Annotated in this window: 13 protein-coding genes; 6 read left to right on the plus strand and 7 right to left on the minus strand. The window is 64.8% G+C overall.

Annotated features, from left to right (window positions below; all coding sequences use genetic code 11):
• Positions 1-3: 3 nt before the first annotated feature.
• On the minus strand, positions 4-138 hold the full coding sequence (gene rpmH, locus ACM26W_RS19705; RefSeq protein ID WP_010626003.1) for a 50S ribosomal protein L34: 135 nt from the start codon (positions 136-138) through the stop codon (positions 4-6).
• A 544-nt stretch (positions 139-682) separates the two neighbouring features.
• On the opposite strand from rpmH, the gene dnaA reads away from it, so the two are divergent.
• The 4 genes from dnaA to gyrB all read left to right on the plus strand — a co-directional run bounded on the left by dnaA (position 683) and on the right by gyrB (position 7,030).
• On the plus strand, positions 683-2,149 hold the full coding sequence (gene dnaA, locus ACM26W_RS19710) for a chromosomal replication initiator protein DnaA (RefSeq protein WP_416138650.1): 1,467 nt from the start codon (positions 683-685) through the stop codon (positions 2,147-2,149).
• 184 nt (positions 2,150-2,333) lie between these two features.
• Positions 2,334-3,437 carry a DNA polymerase III subunit beta gene (dnaN, locus tag ACM26W_RS19715; RefSeq protein ID WP_416138651.1) on the plus strand — a complete coding sequence of 368 codons (1,104 nt, stop codon included), beginning with the start codon at positions 2,334-2,336 and terminating at the stop codon, positions 3,435-3,437.
• Between the two features lie 45 nt (positions 3,438-3,482).
• Complete coding sequence (gene recF / locus ACM26W_RS19720; protein WP_416138652.1) at positions 3,483-4,598, plus strand: DNA replication/repair protein RecF; 1,116 nt, start codon at positions 3,483-3,485, stop codon at positions 4,596-4,598.
• 11 nt (positions 4,599-4,609) lie between these two features.
• On the plus strand, positions 4,610-7,030 hold the full coding sequence (gene gyrB / locus ACM26W_RS19725; protein ID WP_416138653.1) for a DNA topoisomerase (ATP-hydrolyzing) subunit B: 2,421 nt from the start codon (positions 4,610-4,612) through the stop codon (positions 7,028-7,030).
• 174 nt (positions 7,031-7,204) lie between these two features.
• Here the strand turns inward: gyrB and gmhB are convergent, their stop codons facing one another.
• The 3 genes from gmhB to glyQ all read right to left on the minus strand — a co-directional run bounded on the left by gmhB (position 7,205) and on the right by glyQ (position 11,104).
• A complete protein-coding gene (gene gmhB / locus ACM26W_RS19730) occupies positions 7,205-7,777 on the minus strand; it encodes a D-glycero-beta-D-manno-heptose 1,7-bisphosphate 7-phosphatase (protein WP_416138654.1) in 573 nt (190 codons plus the stop codon).
• Positions 7,778-8,057: 280 nt separating this feature from the next.
• Positions 8,058-10,124 (minus strand): glycine--tRNA ligase subunit beta, encoded by a 2,067-nt coding sequence (gene glyS / locus ACM26W_RS19735; RefSeq protein WP_416138655.1) that lies wholly within the window; start codon positions 10,122-10,124, stop codon positions 8,058-8,060.
• Between the two features lie 2 nt (positions 10,125-10,126).
• A complete protein-coding gene (gene glyQ / locus ACM26W_RS19740; RefSeq protein WP_416138656.1) occupies positions 10,127-11,104 on the minus strand; it encodes a glycine--tRNA ligase subunit alpha in 978 nt (325 codons plus the stop codon).
• A 102-nt stretch (positions 11,105-11,206) separates the two neighbouring features.
• On the opposite strand from glyQ, the gene rfaD reads away from it, so the two are divergent.
• Positions 11,207-12,163: an ADP-glyceromanno-heptose 6-epimerase gene (gene rfaD, locus ACM26W_RS19745; protein ID WP_416138657.1), complete on the plus strand. Its 957-nt coding sequence runs from the start codon at positions 11,207-11,209 to the stop codon at positions 12,161-12,163.
• A complete protein-coding gene (gene waaF, locus ACM26W_RS19750) occupies positions 12,156-13,343 on the plus strand; it encodes a lipopolysaccharide heptosyltransferase II (RefSeq protein ID WP_416138659.1) in 1,188 nt (395 codons plus the stop codon). Before rfaD ends, waaF begins: the two co-directional genes overlap by 8 nt.
• Before the next feature lie 7 nt (positions 13,344-13,350).
• Here the strand turns inward: waaF and ACM26W_RS19755 are convergent, their stop codons facing one another.
• The 3 genes from ACM26W_RS19755 to ACM26W_RS19765 form a co-directional block, all read right to left on the minus strand.
• Positions 13,351-15,093 (minus strand): sulfatase-like hydrolase/transferase, encoded by a 1,743-nt coding sequence (locus ACM26W_RS19755; protein ID WP_416138660.1) that lies wholly within the window; start codon positions 15,091-15,093, stop codon positions 13,351-13,353.
• 71 nt (positions 15,094-15,164) lie between these two features.
• The gene (locus ACM26W_RS19760; protein ID WP_416138661.1) at positions 15,165-15,920 is read right to left on the minus strand and encodes a glycosyltransferase family 2 protein; all 756 of its coding nucleotides are present in this window, start codon (positions 15,918-15,920) and stop codon (positions 15,165-15,167) included.
• Positions 15,917-17,008, minus strand: coding sequence for a glycosyltransferase family 9 protein (locus tag ACM26W_RS19765; protein WP_416138662.1), 1,092 nt, complete (start codon positions 17,006-17,008; stop codon positions 15,917-15,919). The genes ACM26W_RS19760 and ACM26W_RS19765 overlap by 4 nt, the downstream gene beginning before the upstream one ends.
• Positions 17,009-17,039: the final 31 nt, after the last annotated feature.

Here is a 17,039-nt window from a genome sequence, read left to right on the forward strand (position 1 = left end):
TGATCAGGCGCTCAGGCGCTTGCGACCCTTGGCGCGACGGCGCGCCAGGACGGCACGGCCGTTTTTGGTGGCCATACGGGCACGGAAGCCGTGCACGCGCTTACGCTTCAGAACGCTGGGCTGAAAGGTGCGTTTCATAACTCATTATTCCCACGTGGTTTTCTGGAAGAATCGACAATTTCGAGGCGTCCGGATTCGGCAATGGAACCCGGGTGTATTCGGCTCAAGACCGGAAATTGTAGTGATATCACGGCTCGGGTGCAATTTTTCCGTAGCGCATGTCGAGCGCGATGGCGGACGGAGCCCCCTCGGTGGTCCGGCGATCGGGTCTGTCGTCGGTCAGCATGGCTATTATTATTATTCAGTTCCTTTTATAAAACCTGTTATTAATACTGGGGACAGAATCTGTTGATAACTCATTTTTATAAAATATATTCAGCTAGTTAGGGTAATATTTTCTCTGTGGACAAGCGGTGAGGCAGCATGGGATAGAGTGTGTGCAATCGGTGGATGCAATTGCCGATGGTCCACAGGATCAAGCTGTCCCCAGTGTCCGGGGTTATCTATCCCTATGGCCCACGAAGAGTTTTCCACAGCCGCTGCGCGGCGGCTTCGGGGTGTGGATAACCACCGTTGGGGGCGATACAATATGCGACCGTTTTCCAACCGATGGTGAGGCCGCGTGGCGCTAGCTCTCTGGCAACAGTGTCTGGACACCCTTCAGGACGAGCTGAACTCACAGCAGTTCAACACCTGGATTCGCCCGCTGCAGGCGGAGGAGGGAGAGTCCGGCGAGCTATGTCTGCTGGCACCCAACCGCTTCGTGCGCGACTGGGTCTGCGACAAGTATGCCAAGCGCATCGGTGAGCTGATGCGCGAGTTGTCACCGGCCAGGCCGCCCAAGGTGGTGCTGTCGGTGGGTAGCCGGCGCAGTGCGCCTCAGCCCCAACCCCGTGATCTGGGCAATCCGGTATCGGCAGCGCCGCGGCGCCCGGCGGCGCCCGCCGTGCATACTCCTCCGCGAGGCGATATGGGCGATCAGCGCGATATCGACTCCCTGCGCGAAGGTGGGTCGGGCCGGCGTACTGGCGGAGAACGCCAGGTGCAGGTCGAGGGCAGCCTCAAGCACAGCAGTGGCCTGAACCCCAACTTCACCTTCGAGACCTTCGTCGAGGGTAAGTCCAACCAGCTGGCCCGGGCCGCCTCGCGGCAGGTGTCGGAGAACCCGGGTGGGGCCTACAATCCGCTGTTCCTCTACGGCGGGGTTGGCCTCGGCAAGACCCACCTGATGCACGCCGTAGGCAATGCCCTGGCCGGCCGGCGAGAGAATGCTCGGGTGGTCTACCTTCACTCCGAGCGCTTCGTGGCAGATATGGTCAAGGCGCTTCAGCTCAACGCCATCAATGACTTCAAGCGCTTCTATCGCAGCGTGGATGCGCTGCTGATCGATGATATCCAGTTCTTCGCCGGCAAGGAGCGCTCCCAGGAGGAGTTCTTCCACACCTTCAATGCGCTGCTCGAGGGCGGCCAGCAGATGATCCTCACCTCCGATCGCTATCCGAAAGAGATCAGTGGGGTGGAGGAGCGCCTCAAGTCGCGCTTCGGCTGGGGCCTGACGGTGGCCATCGAGCCACCGGAGCTGGAGACCCGGGTGGCGATCCTGATGAAGAAGGCCGACCAGGCCAAGGTGGAGCTGCCCCACGACGCCGCCTTCTTCATTGCCCAGAAGATCCGCTCCAACGTCCGCGAGCTGGAGGGTGCCTTGAAGAAAGTCATCGCCGACTCCCACTTCATGGGCAAGCCGATCACCCAGGACTTCATCCGTGAGTCCCTCAAGGACCTGCTGGCCCTGCAGGACAAGCAGGTGGGAGTCGACAACATCCAGCGCACCGTGGCCGAGTATTACAAGATCAAGCTTGCCGACCTGCTCTCCAAGCGGCGCTCGCGCTCCGTGGCGCGCCCGCGCCAGGTAGCCATGGCGCTTGCCAAGGAGCTGACCAACCACAGCCTGCCCGAGATCGGCGATGCCTTCGGCGGCCGTGACCACACCACGGTCCTGCACGCCTGCCGCAAGGTAAAGTCGTTGCAGGAGGAGAGCGCCGACATCCGTGAGGACTACAAGAACCTGCTGCGCCTGCTGACCAGCTGACAGATCAATCGTCAGCGCCTTTAGCAGGGGTGATGCCGGATCGCTCTCTGTCCGTGATGCCCGCTACCTCCGTCCCTATGCCTTCGCGCACCTCTCCGGGGCTCAGCTGTGGTTAAATGACCGCCTAGCCGTTCGGCCCGGGCCGCGCGGGCTGCAATTCTTCAGGACTAGACGTGGAGCCGACATGAAATTTTCCATCTCCCGCGAAGCGCTGCTGCGACCGCTGACGCTGGTGGCCGGTGTGGTGGAGCGACGCCAGACACTTCCGGTGCTCTCCAACGTGCTGATCCAGGTCGATCAGGACCAGGTCGCGCTGACCGGCACCGACCTCGAAGTGGAACTGATCGGGCGCACCGTGGCCAGCCAGGTGGATGAGTCCGGGGCCGCCACGGTACCGGCGCGCAAGTTGATGGATATCTGCAAGTCACTGCCCGATCAGGCCGAGATTCAGCTCTCCCTGGAAGAGGGCAGGGCGGTCCTGCGCAGCGGCCGCTCGCGCTTCACGCTTTCGACCCTGCCGGTGGCGGAGTTCCCCAACATCGAGGACGGCCAGGGCAGCGTCGAGCTGGCGCTGCCGCGGGGCATCCTGAAGCAATTGATCGACGCCACTTCCTTTGCCATGGCTCAGCAGGACGTGCGGTATTACCTGAACGGGATGCTGCTGGAGATGCGCTCCGGACTGGTGCGTGCAGTGGCCACCGACGGCCACCGTCTGGCAGTCTGCTCGCGTCCCGTCGAGATCCAGGTAGAGCCGGCTCAGAAGCTCATCGTGCCGCGCAAGGGCATCCTGGAACTGGTGCGCCTGCTGGACGACGGGGAGGAGCCGGTGAGCCTGACGCTGGGCGCCAGCCACATTCGCGCCCATACAGGCGACTTTACCTTCACCTCCAAGCTGGTGGACGGCAAGTTCCCCGACTACGAGCGAGTGGTGCCCCGTGGCGGCGACAAGGTGTTTATCGCCGAGCGTACCGAGTTGCGCCAGGTGCTATCGCGTACCGCGATTCTGTCCAACGAGAAGTACCGCGGCGTGCGCCTGCATCTGGCCGAAGGCAACCTCAAGGTCATGGCCAACAACCCCGAACAGGAAGAAGCCGAGGAAAACATCGCCATCGAGTACAGCGGGCCTGGACTGGAGATCGGCTTCAACGTTGGCTACCTGATCGACGTGCTCAACGCCCTGGATGAGGATCGTGTACAGATGACCCTGGCCGATCCCAACAGCAGTGCGCTGATGGAAGAGCCGGGTGGCGGCGATGCTCTTTATGTCGTCATGCCCATGCGCCTCTAGTGATCACCGGTGGCACGCCCTGTGCCGCCCTGACCGGCCGTTCCCATGCCACTAGACCGCCTCGCCTTTCAGGGTCTTCGCAACCTCCAAGCCGTTGATTTTAAACCAGGACCTCGAATTAATCTGGTTACCGGAGATAATGGTAGCGGAAAGACCAGCCTGCTCGAGGGCATCCATGTCCTCGGCATGGGGCGCTCCTTCCGCACCCGCCAGATGCGCCATGTGATCGCTCACGATGCCGATGATCTGGTCCTGCATGGTCGGCTGACCGGTGAACCCCCGCGTCCCTTCGGCGTGCGCCGTCGTCGCGACGAGAGCGAGCTGGAGATCCGCCTGTCCGGTGAGCGCGTCACCCGACTCTCTCGCCTGGTCGAGACGCTGCCGTTGCAGTTGATCAACCCCGATGCCTTCCGCCTCCTTGAGGGCCCCCCCGGGGGACGGCGAGAGTTCCTCGACTGGGGAGTGTTTCACGTGAAACATGAATTCCTCGAGGCGTGGCAGCGGGCTCGGCGGGCCCTGAAACATCGGAATGCCCTGCTCAGGCATGGTAGAATGGACGATGCTTCTCTGTCGGTGTGGGAGCTTGAGTTCGTTCGCTGGAGCGAGCGCATCGATGTCCTGCGCAGGAGCTGGGTCGACGCCTTCCTCCCGGTTTTCGAGGAGACATTGGCCGGTCTGATGCCGTTGCCGGGGTTGCAGCTACGCTACTCACGCGGCTGGGATCGTCGCCGTGAGCTCGGTGAAATACTGAGGCAGGGGAGGGATGCGGACAGTCAGATGGGGTTTACCCAGCAGGGGCCCCAGCGGGCCGATCTGGCCATCAGGCTGCACCGTCGCTCCGCCGTGGAGGTGCTCTCCCGGGGCCAACAGAAGCTGGTGGTGAGTGCGCTCAAGCTGGCCCAGGGACGTTTGCTTGAGGCTGCCACCGGACGGCAGTGTCTCTACCTTATCGACGATCTTCCGGCAGAGTTGGACAGCGCCCACCGACGGGTGTTCTGCCACAGGTTGGAAAGCATGCACTGCCAGGCGTTTATCACCAGCGTCGATCACGACGCCCTGGCAGATATGTGGCAGCCCGCCACCCCTGTGGCGATGTTTCACGTGAAACGTTCGCCGTCGGGAGAGGGGCAGTTGGCGCCACTGGAACGACAGACTTCATGATGGAGCAGTCAATGAGCGAACAGGCCTACGACTCATCGAGCATCAAGGTACTCAAGGGGCTGGATGCCGTACGCAAGCGTCCCGGCATGTACATCGGTGATACCGATGACGGCACGGGCCTACACCATATGGTGTTCGAGCTGGTGGATAACTCCATTGACGAAGCGCTAGCCGGTTACTGCAGCGAAATCCGCGTGATCATCCATCCCGATGAGTCGGTCACGGTCAGCGACAACGGCCGCGGGGTGCCTACCGAACTCCATGAAGGGGAAGGGGTGTCCGCCGCGGAAGTGATCATGACGGTACTTCACGCCGGCGGCAAGTTCGACGATAACTCCTACAAGGTGTCCGGTGGACTGCACGGCGTCGGGGTGTCGGTGGTCAACGCACTCTCCGAGGAGCTGAAGCTGACCATCTGGCGCGCCGGTGAGGTGTTCGAGCAGATCTATCGCCACGGAGTGCCTCAATCACCCCTGGCGGTGGTCGGCCAGACCGAAAAGACGGGTACCCGAGTCCACTTCCAGCCCTCTCCGCAAACCTTCGCCAACATCGAGTTCCATTACGATATCCTGGCAAAGCGTCTGCGCGAGCTCTCATTTCTGAACTCAGGCGTAGCCGTTCGTTTGATCGACGAGCGGAGCGGAAAAGAGGAAGTGTTCCACTACGAGGGTGGCCTCAAGGCCTTCGTCGATCACCTCAACACCAACAAGAGCGTGCTAAACCCGGTGTTCCATTTCAACGCCGAGCGTGAGGACGGTGTTGGCGTGGAAGTGGCGATGCAGTGGAACGACACCTTCAACGAAAACATCTTCTGTTACACCAACAATATCCCCCAGCGAGATGGTGGGGCGCACCTGGCCGGGTTTCGTGCCGCGCTGACCCGTACCCTCAATGCCTATATCGAGTCCGAGGGTCTGCTCAAGAAGTCGAAGATCAATACCTCCGGTGACGACGCCCGTGAAGGCCTGACGGCAATCGTCTCGGTGAAGGTGCCCGACCCCAAGTTTTCGTCCCAGACCAAGGACAAGCTCGTCTCTTCCGAGGTTAAGACCGCGGTGGAACAGGAGATGGGTCGTCTGTTCTCCGATTACCTGATCGAGAAGCCCAACGAAGCCAAGTCGATCGTCAACAAGATGCTCGACGCCGCTCGTGCCAGGGAGGCGGCACGCAAGGCCCGGGACATGACCCGTCGCAAGGGAGCGCTGGACATTGCAGGCCTGCCTGGAAAACTGGCCGACTGTCAGGAGAAGGATCCCAGCCTTTCGGAAATTTTCCTGGTAGAGGGTGACTCGGCCGGCGGCAGTGCCAAGCAGGGGCGAGATCGCCGCACTCAGGCGATTCTTCCCCTCAAGGGCAAGATCCTGAACGTGGAGAAGGCACGCTTCGACAAGATGCTCTCCTCCGCGGAGGTGGGCACGCTGATCACCGCCCTGGGCTGCGGCATCGGTCGCGAGGAGTTCAACCCCGACAAGCTGCGCTACCATTCGATCATCATCATGACCGATGCGGACGTGGATGGCTCTCATATCCGTACCCTGCTGCTGACCTTCTTCTTCCGTCAGATGGCTCAGTTGATCGAGCGTGGGCACGTCTTCATCGCTCAGCCGCCGCTCTACAAGATAAAGCGCGGCAAGCAGGAGCTCTATCTCAAGGATGAGCAGGCGATGACCGACTACTTGACCGCCACCGCTCTCGACGGCGCCCGGCTCTACGTCAACGCCGATGCCCCGGGTATCAGTGGCTCACAGCTCGAGGGTCTGGTGAACCAGTATCGCGAAGTCGTTCGCCGTATCGATCGCCTGTCCCGGGTTTATCCGAACGAGGTGTTGAAGCGGATCGTGCATGCCGCGCGCCTGGAGGGGGAGGTCAGTCTTCGGGATCGTGGGACTATGCAGACCTGGATCGACCACCTGCAGGGCGAGATGGATACAGTGGTGGCCTACGAGGGCGGTCCGCGGTACACCTTCCGGCTCGAGGAAGACACCGAGCGTAGCCTCTTCCTGCCGGCGGTGACCCTTACCGCTCACGGCGTGTCCACCGACTACGTTTGGGGGCTCGAGTTCTTTACCAGCGCCGACTACCGCGGCATGGCGGAACTTGGCGAAACCCTCGATGGTTTGCTGGAAGAAGGCGCCCATGTGGCCCGCGGGGAGCGCCAGAAGCGTGTGAGCAACTTCTACGAGGCTCTCGAGTGGCTGATGACCGAGGCACAGCGTGGTCTGTCCCTCCAGCGCTACAAGGGGCTGGGGGAGATGAACCCGGATCAGCTTTGGGACACCACCATGAATCCGGAGACCCGTCGCATGCTGCGTGTCACCATCGAGGACGCCGTGGGTGCGGACATGATGTTCAACACCTTGATGGGTGACGAGGTGGAACCACGCCGCGACTTTATCGAGCGCAATGCGCTGGTGGCCAATCTCGACGTATGACAGTGACGTGTTTCACGTGAAACACTCGTCAAGGCTGGAGCGCCAAGGCTAGAGTGCCAAATCTTGGGTTCCAGATCTCGAGCGCCAGAAAAAAGCCCCGCCGTCGCAAGATGGCGGGGCTTTTTCGTTTGTGGGCTGGACTGGCTCCACTGAGCCGTTAGATCGCCTGCGTGCTCAGGGTTGGCGCTGCGCCAGAAGCCAATCGACGAACCCCGACAGGTCATCGAAGATGTGCGTGGCGCTGCCCGAGTCGGCTAACGCCGGGTGCTTGGCGAGGGTTTGTTCCCCCTTGCCGGTGCGCACCAGCACGCCACGGCACCCCACGGACTCCCCGGCCTGCAGATCGCGCAGGCTGTCACCCACCATCCAGCTGCCTGCCAGGCTCTCCATGCCAAGCACCACGCGGATCTGCTCCAGCAGGCCGGGCAGCGGCTTGCGGCAGTTGCAGCCATCGTCCGGCCCGTGCGGGCACCAGGCGATATGGGCGATCTCTCCACCCGCCTGGGCGACCAGCCAGTTCAGCTCGGCATGCATCTCGGCGAGGGTGGCCTCGTCATAGTAGCCGCGGGCGATGCCTGACTGGTTGGTGGCCACCGCCACGCTCCATCCGGCACGGCTAAGGCGGGCGATCGCCTGGATGGCGGAGGGGTAGGGGATCCACTCGGCCAGGGATTTCACATAGGCGTTGGAGTCGTGGTTGATGACGCCGTCGCGGTCGAGGATCACCAGGCGGTCGGGAGAGGGCATGGGTACTTCCTTGATGGCTGCGTTCTGGGCAGCGAGTGTTTCATGTGAAACATATTATGCCAAGGAGTGAGTGGTGAGGAGTGAGGGGTGAGGAGTGAGTGGTGAGGAGTGAGTGGTGAGGAGTGAAGAATGAAGAGTGGCGCTGAAGGTTGAGAGTGTTCCACGTGAAACATCGACCACCCGGGAAGGTCGCGTTCCACGTGAAACATCGGCTTATGCGTCAAGCATGAAAAAGGCCGGCAGCGCAGGGCTGCCGGCCTTCGGACTTTCTGCTGCGTGCTTACTGCTGCAGCTGGGCGATGTCCGCCACTTCCAGGAAGAGCGCCCGCAGGCTGGCCAGCAGCGCCAGGCGGTTGGCGCGAATGGCCGGGTCGTCGGCCATCACCATGACCTGGTCGAAGAAGCCATCCACCGGCTCGCGCAGGGCGGCCAGGGCGTCCAGCGCCTCGGCATAGCGCCCGTCGGCGAACAGCGGCATGACTCGCTCGCGCTGGGCGCTGACCGCCTCGTGAAGGGCCAGCTCGGCGGCCTCCTGAAGCACGCCAGCGTCGACATGGCTGCCAACCTCGCCTTCCTGCTTGGCAAGGATGTTGGAGACCCGCTTGTTGGCCGCCGCCAGGGCGGCGGCCTCCTCGCGACCGGCGAACGCCTGCACCGCACGCAGCCGGCGGGCGAAGTCGAGCGGCCGCGTTACCGGGCGGGCGCGCACCGCCAGGTAAACCTCGGCGGAGATGCCTTCGTCCTGACCCCAGGCGCGGAAGCGGTCGAGCATGTAGCCCAACACCTCATCCACCAGCTTCTCGGCGTAGGGCAGTTCCTGGTGCTGGGCGGCGGCCAGCTCCAGCAACTCGCGCAGGTCCAGGTTCAGTTCGCCCTTGATCAGGATATTGAGCACCCCGATGGCCGTACGACGCAGGGCGAAGGGGTCTTTGGTGCCGGTGGGGCGGGCGCCGATGCCGAAGATCCCGGTCAGGGTGTCGAGGCGGTCGGCCAGGGCCAGCGCGAGGCCGGTGCGGCTGTGGGGAATGGCGTCGGCGGCGAAGCGGGGCAGGTACTGCTCCTCCAAGGCCTGGGCGACCTCGGTGGGCTCTCCGTCGTGTTCGGCGTAGTAGCGGCCCATGATGCCCTGCAGCTCGGGGAACTCCAGCACCATCTCGGTGACCAGGTCGCACTTGGCCAGTTCGGCCGCCCGCCGGGCCTGGCCCACGTCGCCGCCGATCTGGCCGGCGATGAAGGCGGCCACGGCGGCGCTGCGGTGGGCCTTGTCGGCCAGGGTGCCGAGCTGTTTCTGGAACACCACGCCGGAGAGCTCGCCGATGCGCGAGGCCAGCGGACGCTTGCGGTCGGTGTTGTAGAAGAAGGCGGCATCGGCCAGGCGCGGGCGGATCACCCTCTCGTTGCCCTCGATCACCTGTTGCGGGTCCTGGCTGTCGATGTTGGCGATGGTGATGAACAGCGGCTTGAGGCGTCCTGCGTCGTCGAGCAGGTGGAAGTACTTCTGGTTGGCCTTCATCGAGGAGATCAGCGACTCCGCCGGAACCGCCAGGAAGCGCTCGTCGAAAGTGCCGGTCAGGGCCACCGGCCACTCCACCAGGCCGCTTACCTCGACCAGCAGCGCCTCGTCGATCACCGCGGTGGCGTCCTGGGTCTCGGCTTCGGCCAGCACCTGCTCGCGGATGCACTCGCGACGGCGATCGCGGTCGGCCAGCACCCAGGCCTCCTCCAGTGCAGCGAGGTAGTCATCGGCGTGGGCCAGTTCGATGGCCTGGGGGGCATGGAAGCGGTGGCCGTAGGTGGTGCGGCCGGCCTCGAGCCCCAGCGCTTCGGCCTCGACGACGTCGCTGCCGAACAGCACAACCAGCCAGTGTACCGGGCGGGAGAACTCTACCCGAGAGGCGCCCCAGCGCATGTTCTTGGGAACTGGCAGGGAGGCGACGGCCTTGTGCAGGATGGCGGGCAGCAGGGCGGTGGTGGCCGCGCCCTGCTGCTGCTCGCGGTAGCCCAGCCAGGTGCCCTTGTCGGTCTCCAGGTGGATCAGGTCGTCCACGCCGACGCCACAGGAGCGAGCGAAGCCTTCGGCGGCCCGGGTGGGCTGGCCATCCTTGAAGGCGGCGGCCAGCGCCGGGCCGCGCTTCTCCACCTCGCGGTCGGGCTGGCGGTCGGCCAGGGATTCGACCTGCACCGCCAGGCGGCGGGGGGACGCGTAGGCGCGCACCTCGCCATGGGCGACATCGGCGTCGGCGAGCCCGCGACGGAGTCCATCGGCCAGGGCGTCGGAGAGGGCGTCGATGGCGTTCGGCGGCAGTTCTTCGACGCCCAGTTCAACCAGTAGGGTGTTGGCAGCCATGCTCAAGCGTCTCCCTCGTCGGCAAGCAGTTCCTTCCGCAGGGCTTCGGGGGCCAGCGGGAAGCCGGCGGCCTTGCGGGAGTCGTAATAGGCGTGGGCCACGTCGCGGGCCATGGTGCGCACGCGCAGGATGAAGCGCTGGCGTTCCGTCACCGAGATGGCGTGGCGGGCATCGAGCAGGTTGAAGGTGTGAGAGGCCTTGAGCACCTGTTCATAGGCGGGCAGCGGCAGACCGGCTTCGAGCAGGCGAGAGCAATCGCGCTCCTGCTGATCGAAGGCGCCGAACAGGAAGTCGACGTCAGCGTGCTCGAAGTTGTAGGCGGACTGCTCGCGCTCGTTCTGCAGATAGACATCACCGTAGGTGACCCGGGTGCCGTCGGGTGCGACGGTCCAGACCAGGTCATAGACGCTGTCCACGTTCTGCAGATACATGGCGATGCGTTCCAGGCCGTAGGTCAGCTCGCCGGTGACCGGGTAGCACTCGATGCCGCCGGCCTGCTGGAAGTAGGTGAACTGGGTCACCTCCATGCCGTTGAGCCAGATCTCCCAGCCCAGGCCCCAGGCGCCCAAGGTGGGGGATTCCCAGTTGTCCTCGACGAAGCGGATGTCGTGCACCAGCGGGTCCAGGCCGAGGTGTCGGAGAGAGCCCAGGTAGCGCTCCTGGAAATCCGCCGGGGAGGGCTTCATCACCACCTGGAACTGGTAGTAGTGCTGGAGGCGGTTGGGGTTCTCGCCGTAGCGGCCGTCGGTGGGGCGACGAGAGGGCTGCACGTAGGCGGAGTTCCAGGTCTCGGGGCCGATGGAGCGCAGGAAGGTGGCCGGATGGAAGGTGCCGGCACCGACCTCCATGTCGAGGGGCTGCAGGATCACGCAGCCCTGTTCGGCCCAGTACTGCTGCAGGGCCAGGATCAACCCCTGAAAGGTCGAGACGTCAGGCGCCGGCTCGGAGGTCGACGCGGCTGTCGAAGGCGAGAAAGTCATTGCGTAAAGCACCGTTGGCCATGAATTCACAGGGCGTCAAGTATACAATCACCGGAAGATCGGTTATAGGCGCACGCCCCGAGACACAGAGGACTCCTTCCCATGATCGTAGTGACAGGCGGGGCCGGCTTCATCGGCTCGAATCTGGTCAAGGCGCTCAACGAGCGCGGCCATCAGGATGTGATGGTGGTCGATGACCTTTCCGACGGCACCAAGTTCATCAACCTGGCCGACTGCACCCTGGGTGACTACCTGGACAAGGACGACTTCCGCCGTAGGGCAGAAGCAGAGCTGCGCGGCGGGCCTGCCCAGCTGCCCGAGATCGAGGCGATCTTCCACGAGGGGGCCTGCTCGGACACCACCGAGTGGGACGGCCGCTTCATGCTCGGCAACAACTTCGAGTACTCGAAGGTGCTGCTGCACTTCTGCCAGAAGCGCGGCATCCCCTTCCTCTACGCCTCCTCGGCGGCCACCTACGGTGGCAGCGAGGTATTCGTGGAGGCGCCGGAGCATGAGAAGCCGCTCAACGTCTATGGCTACTCCAAGCTGCTCTTCGACCAGTACGTGCGCACCCGCCGGGACGAGTTCGAGAGCCAGGTGGTGGGCTTTCGCTACTTCAACGTCTACGGCCCTCGCGAGCAGCACAAGGGCAAGATGGCCAGCGTCGCCTATCACCACCACACCCAGATCCGCGGCGGGGACAGCGTCAAGCTGTTCGGCGCCTGGGACGGCTATGAGGCGGGTATGCAGAGTCGCGACTTCGTTTACGTGGGCGACGTGGTCAGCGTGAACCTGTGGTTCCTCGACAACCCCGGGGTCTCCGGCATCTTCAACCTGGGCAGCGGCCGCGCCGAGCCCTTCAAGGCGATCGGCGAGACGGTGATCGACTACTATGGCCGCGGCAGCATCGAATACATCGACTTCCCCGAGGAGCTCAAGGGGCGCTATCAGAGCTATACCCGCGCCGATATCGGCAGCCTGCGCCGGGCGGGCTACGACCGCGAGTTCCGCACCGTGGCCGAGGGGGTACGGGAGTACCTGGGGTGGCTGAATGACTGAGCGGCCCGCGTCAGGTGCCGGCGAGAGGATACTGGCTGAGCCGGCCCCTCCGGGAGAGGAGGGCGGAGAGCGGATCCTGACTGAGCCGGCCCCTCCGGGAGAGGAGGGCGGAGAGCGGATCCTGGCTGAGCCGGCCCCTCCGGGAGAGGGGGGCGGAGAGCGGATCCTGGTCGTTGGCCCCTCCTGGGTCGGCGACATGGTGATGGCCCAGAGCCTGTTCATGACGCTCAAGGCACGCCACCCCGGCTGTCGTCTCGGCGTGGTGGCGCCCGGCTGGTCGCTGCCGATCCTCGAGCGTATGGCGGAGGTGGATGAGGCGATCGCCTTGGACGTGGGCCATGGCGAATTCGGCTGGCATGCTCGACGCCGTGTCGCCCGCTCGCTGCGCGGCCGCTTCGATCGCGCCATCGTGCTGCCGCGCTCCTGGAAGTCGGCTCTGGTTCCCTTCCTGGCGCGAATTCCACGTCGCCTCGGCTTCACCGGCGAGCAGCGCTATGGCCTGCTCAACGAGCGCCGGCGGCTCGACAAGGCCGTGCTTGACCAGACGGTGAAGCGTTTCGTGGCGTTGGGGCTGCCCGCAGAGGAGGCTGCCGCGGGCGACTTTCCGATTCCGTGGCCGCAGCTCGCCGTGGATGACGGCAATCTCGCCGAGCTGCGTCGGCGTCATGGGCTCTCGTCTCGCCCGGCCATCGGCATGATGCCGGGGGCCGAGTATGGCCCGGCCAAACAGTGGCCGCTGGGGCATTTTCGCACGCTGGCGGAGGCGCTGGTGGCCGAGGGGTTCGAGGTGCGGGTGCTGGGCGGTCCCAAGGATGACGAGGCTGGCAAGACGATCGCCGAAGGGCTGGCGCATGTGCACAACCTCTGTGGACGGACCCGCCTGGCCGATGCTGTGGACCTGCTGGCCGACTGCCGCCAGGTGGTCACCAACGACTCGGGGCTGATGCATGTGGCCGCGGCGGCCGGCACCCGGGTGCATGCTCTCTACGGCTCCTCCTCGCCGGCCTACACGCCCCCATTGACCGACAGCGCCGAGATTCACACCCTGGCGCTCGAGTGCTCTCCCTGCTTCGCTCGCACCTGCCCGCTGGGTCATACCCGCTGCCTTACCGAGCTGTCGCCACAGCGGCTGCTGGCGGCGGTGCTGGGCGCCGAGCGGCGCATTGCCGTCGAGGAATAGTCCTGCCCTACTGGACGCTGGCCGCCGCCTCGCCGGTGACGTAGTGGGGACTCTCCACCACCTGCTCCTGCTCGCCGGTGGCGTCATAGGGACTCTCCACCATCTGCTCCTGCTCGCCGGATGGTCGGGACGCCTGCTCTTCGGCCTCTTCCGGCCGGTTCGGTACCAGGCCCTCCCAGAGTCGCTGCTGCAGGGCATTCTCCTCGCGCATGCGGGCATTGAGCGGCTCAAGGCCGTGTCGCTCGACCAGGGTCTGCTCCGCGGGCCCGGCCAGCAGCGAGACGCCGAGGCCGGCGCGGTGCTCCTCGATGGTGAAGCCCATGGCCTCCAGGAGGGTCGGGAAGAGGTCCACCATGGAGGCGTCCCGGCGAGTGCGACTGCCGCCCTCGATGCCGGGACCGAGCAGCATGAAGGTGTTGTCCCGTTCGCCGGCGGTGAGCTGGTCCCACACCGAGACCCGCATTGTCAGGTGGTCGCTGGCGATCATCACCAGGGTGTTCTCCAGCAGACCCTCCTCCTCCAGGCGCTCCACCAGGTCCCGGGCCAGCCAGGCCGAGCACGCCACCGAGTAGAGAATATCCACGCCCTCGAACTCGCCCTGGCGATCGATACAGGCCTGGGCCGGGTAGCCGTTGGGGGCATGGCCGGCGATGGTGAGGTTGACCACTCCCCAGGGACCGTCCTCTTCGGTGTTCAGCCGTCGGATCTCTTCCGCGGTGAAGTCGTAGAGGGAGTCATCGAAGAGCCCCCAGTCGTTGATGTAGTCAGGGTCTTCCAGCCGCGGCTCGAGTTCGGCACGGCCAATCACCTCGGCGAAGCCGTGGCCTTCATAGAACAGCCCCTTGCCCGCGAAGGTAGTGCTGGCACCGCCCAGGTAGCTGAGCCGGTAGCCCTGTGCGGCCAGCAGGTCGCCCAGACAGTCCACGCCGGGAACCACGCGACCAAGTGGCTCGAACTGGCGGTCGTGCAGCAGGCCGGCGGGCATCAGCGGCGTGCCGCACTGGCTGGCGATCTTACCGGCCATGGTCCAGCCGGTGTTGTCGAGCTGTCGGACTCCCTCGAAGACGTGGCCGCGCTCGCCCAGGACATCGAGGTCGGCGTAGGCGTCGCCGAAGCGTTCGCGGTCGGCATAGGTGCGCTCGATGCTCTCCAGATAGAGCAGCAGCAGGTTGGGAGGATCCGACGGGGCCTCCTCGATCACCGGCGCTACGTAGCGCCGGTCCAGCCAGGCGCCATCGTCGGTGACGATGGCCGCGCCGCGCTGGGTCATGCCGTAGAGCAGGGGGTTGCTGGCCAACAGTATTAGCGCCAGTAGGCGTTCGCCCTGTCGCCAGCGGTGATCGACACGCACCAGCCAGGTGAAGGCCGTCAGCAGGGCCAACATGCTCAGGCAATAGAACACGGCGGCTACCAGGCGGTCGCCACCGCCATGCTCGGACATGCCCGCCTGGAGGTGGAAGAAAATCGCCCCCAGATCAACGATACCGAAGCTGTCGTTGAGGTAGACATAGAGGCCCAGCAGCGCCAGCGGCAACAGCGACCATGGCCATACCCTGGCCCTGGGGCGAGGATGGCGGGGCGCCCCCCAGCGCAGCAGCCAGCCGGCGCCGAGCCAGGCGCCGGTGATCACCGGCAGGGCCCAGGCGGGCAGTCGGCTCACGGTGACGACGGCGTAGCCGAAGCAGAGCCCGATGGCGAGCAGTGCCCACCAGCGGTGGGGGCGAAGGACAGAGCGGAGAACAGGCAGCATGGTGACGTCAGTCTCCTCGTGATGTCCTGACAGCATACCAAGCCAGACGCATCGCCTGGGGGCAGATTGGATTACGGCTGACGTTCGTTCTCATGAAGCTCGTTGAGCTTTGCGTACTTCATGTAGGCGTGGAAGGCCGTGGTCATGGCGACCGTCAGGCCATCGCTTCCTTGCAGCAGCCCTCCCTTCAAGACCAGCTTGCGTAACGTCGCGCTCAGGGCATGGACGGCAGGCCGAAAGGAGGAAGGAGAAACGCCTCTTTCCTTCATGGCCCAGGCGTCACGGGTAGAGAGCTGATCGATGCGTTGAATCCAGTGAGACAGATTCTCGTAGGTGAAATGGCGAATGTGAGCGTCTGTACCCTTCACCTTCGGCGCCTGCACCGACGAGTGGGCCTTCTTGGGCAGATATCCCGAAGTTGTTCGGTTGTAGAGCCTCACCACCTCGTCGGGATAGAACCCTGCGGCCTTGATCCAATGATTGCCGCAGAAGTTTCGGCGCCTGAAGCCGTAGGCCGTTGATGGGTCATCCAGCGAGAGGTTGCGAATGGCCGCTATGGCATCCTCGTCCAGACGCTCGTCAGCATCCAGGGCAAGGATCCAGTCGTTACTGGCATGGGGGACTCCGAAGGCCTTCTGCGGACCATCTCCGAGGTACTTCTGAAACAGGACAGTGGCGCCCCTACTTTCAGCGACACTTGCGGTGTCATCCTGGCTGAGAGAGTCAACGACAATGACTTCGTTGCAGACCGACCTCAGTGAGTCGATGCAGTCACCGATGCGTGCCTCTTCATTGAGTGTGATGACGATGCCGGTGATGGGAGTCATGGTGAGGCCTCTCGGCAATTGTGCGACGTGAGAAAGGTGGCAATCTGACCAGCCGCCACTGCGATATCGATACTCGCCATGTCCTGCTCGCCGGCGCTCTCGGGTGGGCAGAAGGCCAGGCGGTGCTCGGTGCCGTTGCAGGTCTGCCAGCGCAACGGGGTGGCGGAGCGGCGCGCCGGGTAGAAACCGGCGGTGGCGATATCCAGACAGCCGGCGATATGCAGCGGTCCGGTGGAGCCGGCGATGAACAGGTCCGCTGCGGCGAGGCTTCTGGCGAAGTCGGCGAGCCCCTCCCGGGACGGCAGGCGGTGGACCGGCACGTCGGCCTCGAGCAGCGGGGCCTGGATCGCCGCGGCAGTGGCCTCCTCGCCGGGGCCGGCGGTCAGGATCCACTGCAGGCGCTGCTCGCCAGCCAGGTACGCATCAACGCCGAGTACCAGGCGAGCGTACTGCGCGGGTGTGAGATTGACCGCCGAGCCGCCACTGCCGCCGTGCAGGAAGACCCAGGGCCGCGCCGGATCCAGGCCGAGCTCCTCGGCGAGGCGCCGGCGCTCGGCCTGGCGCTCGCTCTCCGGCAGCGGCCAGTAGGGGGGCTCGGGCGTGGCACCGGGGGCCAGCCCCAGCGCCGCGACCATTGCCTCGGCCAGCTCCAGGTTGTAGCGGTATTCGGGCCTTGCCGAACGCGACCTGCGCTGAACCACCCTTCGGTTGTAGAATAGCTGCGCCCACTTGGTGGCTGGCGCCAGGCGCAGCGGGATCCCCGCACGCCAGCCCAGCCAGCCGATGCGCGGCGTGGAGAACAGCGTAAGCAGCGCATCGAAGCGGGCCGCCTTGACCTCCGCGAGCAGCCGCTGGCGCTCGTGGCGGCCGGCATCCTCGCCGGGGTCGACCAGCACCTGGTCGATCCAGGGGCAGAGTCGCGCCATGGGCGCGGTATAGGCCGGCACCAGGACGCTGACGTGGGGCCTTGGGCGGGCCGCCTTGAGGCAGGCCAGCGCCGGCCACGCCAGCATGAAATCGCCAAGCTTGTCGTTGCGAACCACCAGCAGGCGCGGGAACGCGCCCGGGGCAGCGGAAGTAGCAGTCATCCGGGCTCCCGAGCCCCGAGATACCGAAGGA

Origin of the sequence: Halomonas sp. HK25, from assembly GCF_047795635.1 — a bacterium.
Classification (GTDB): Bacteria; Pseudomonadota; Gammaproteobacteria; order Pseudomonadales; family Halomonadaceae; genus Halomonas.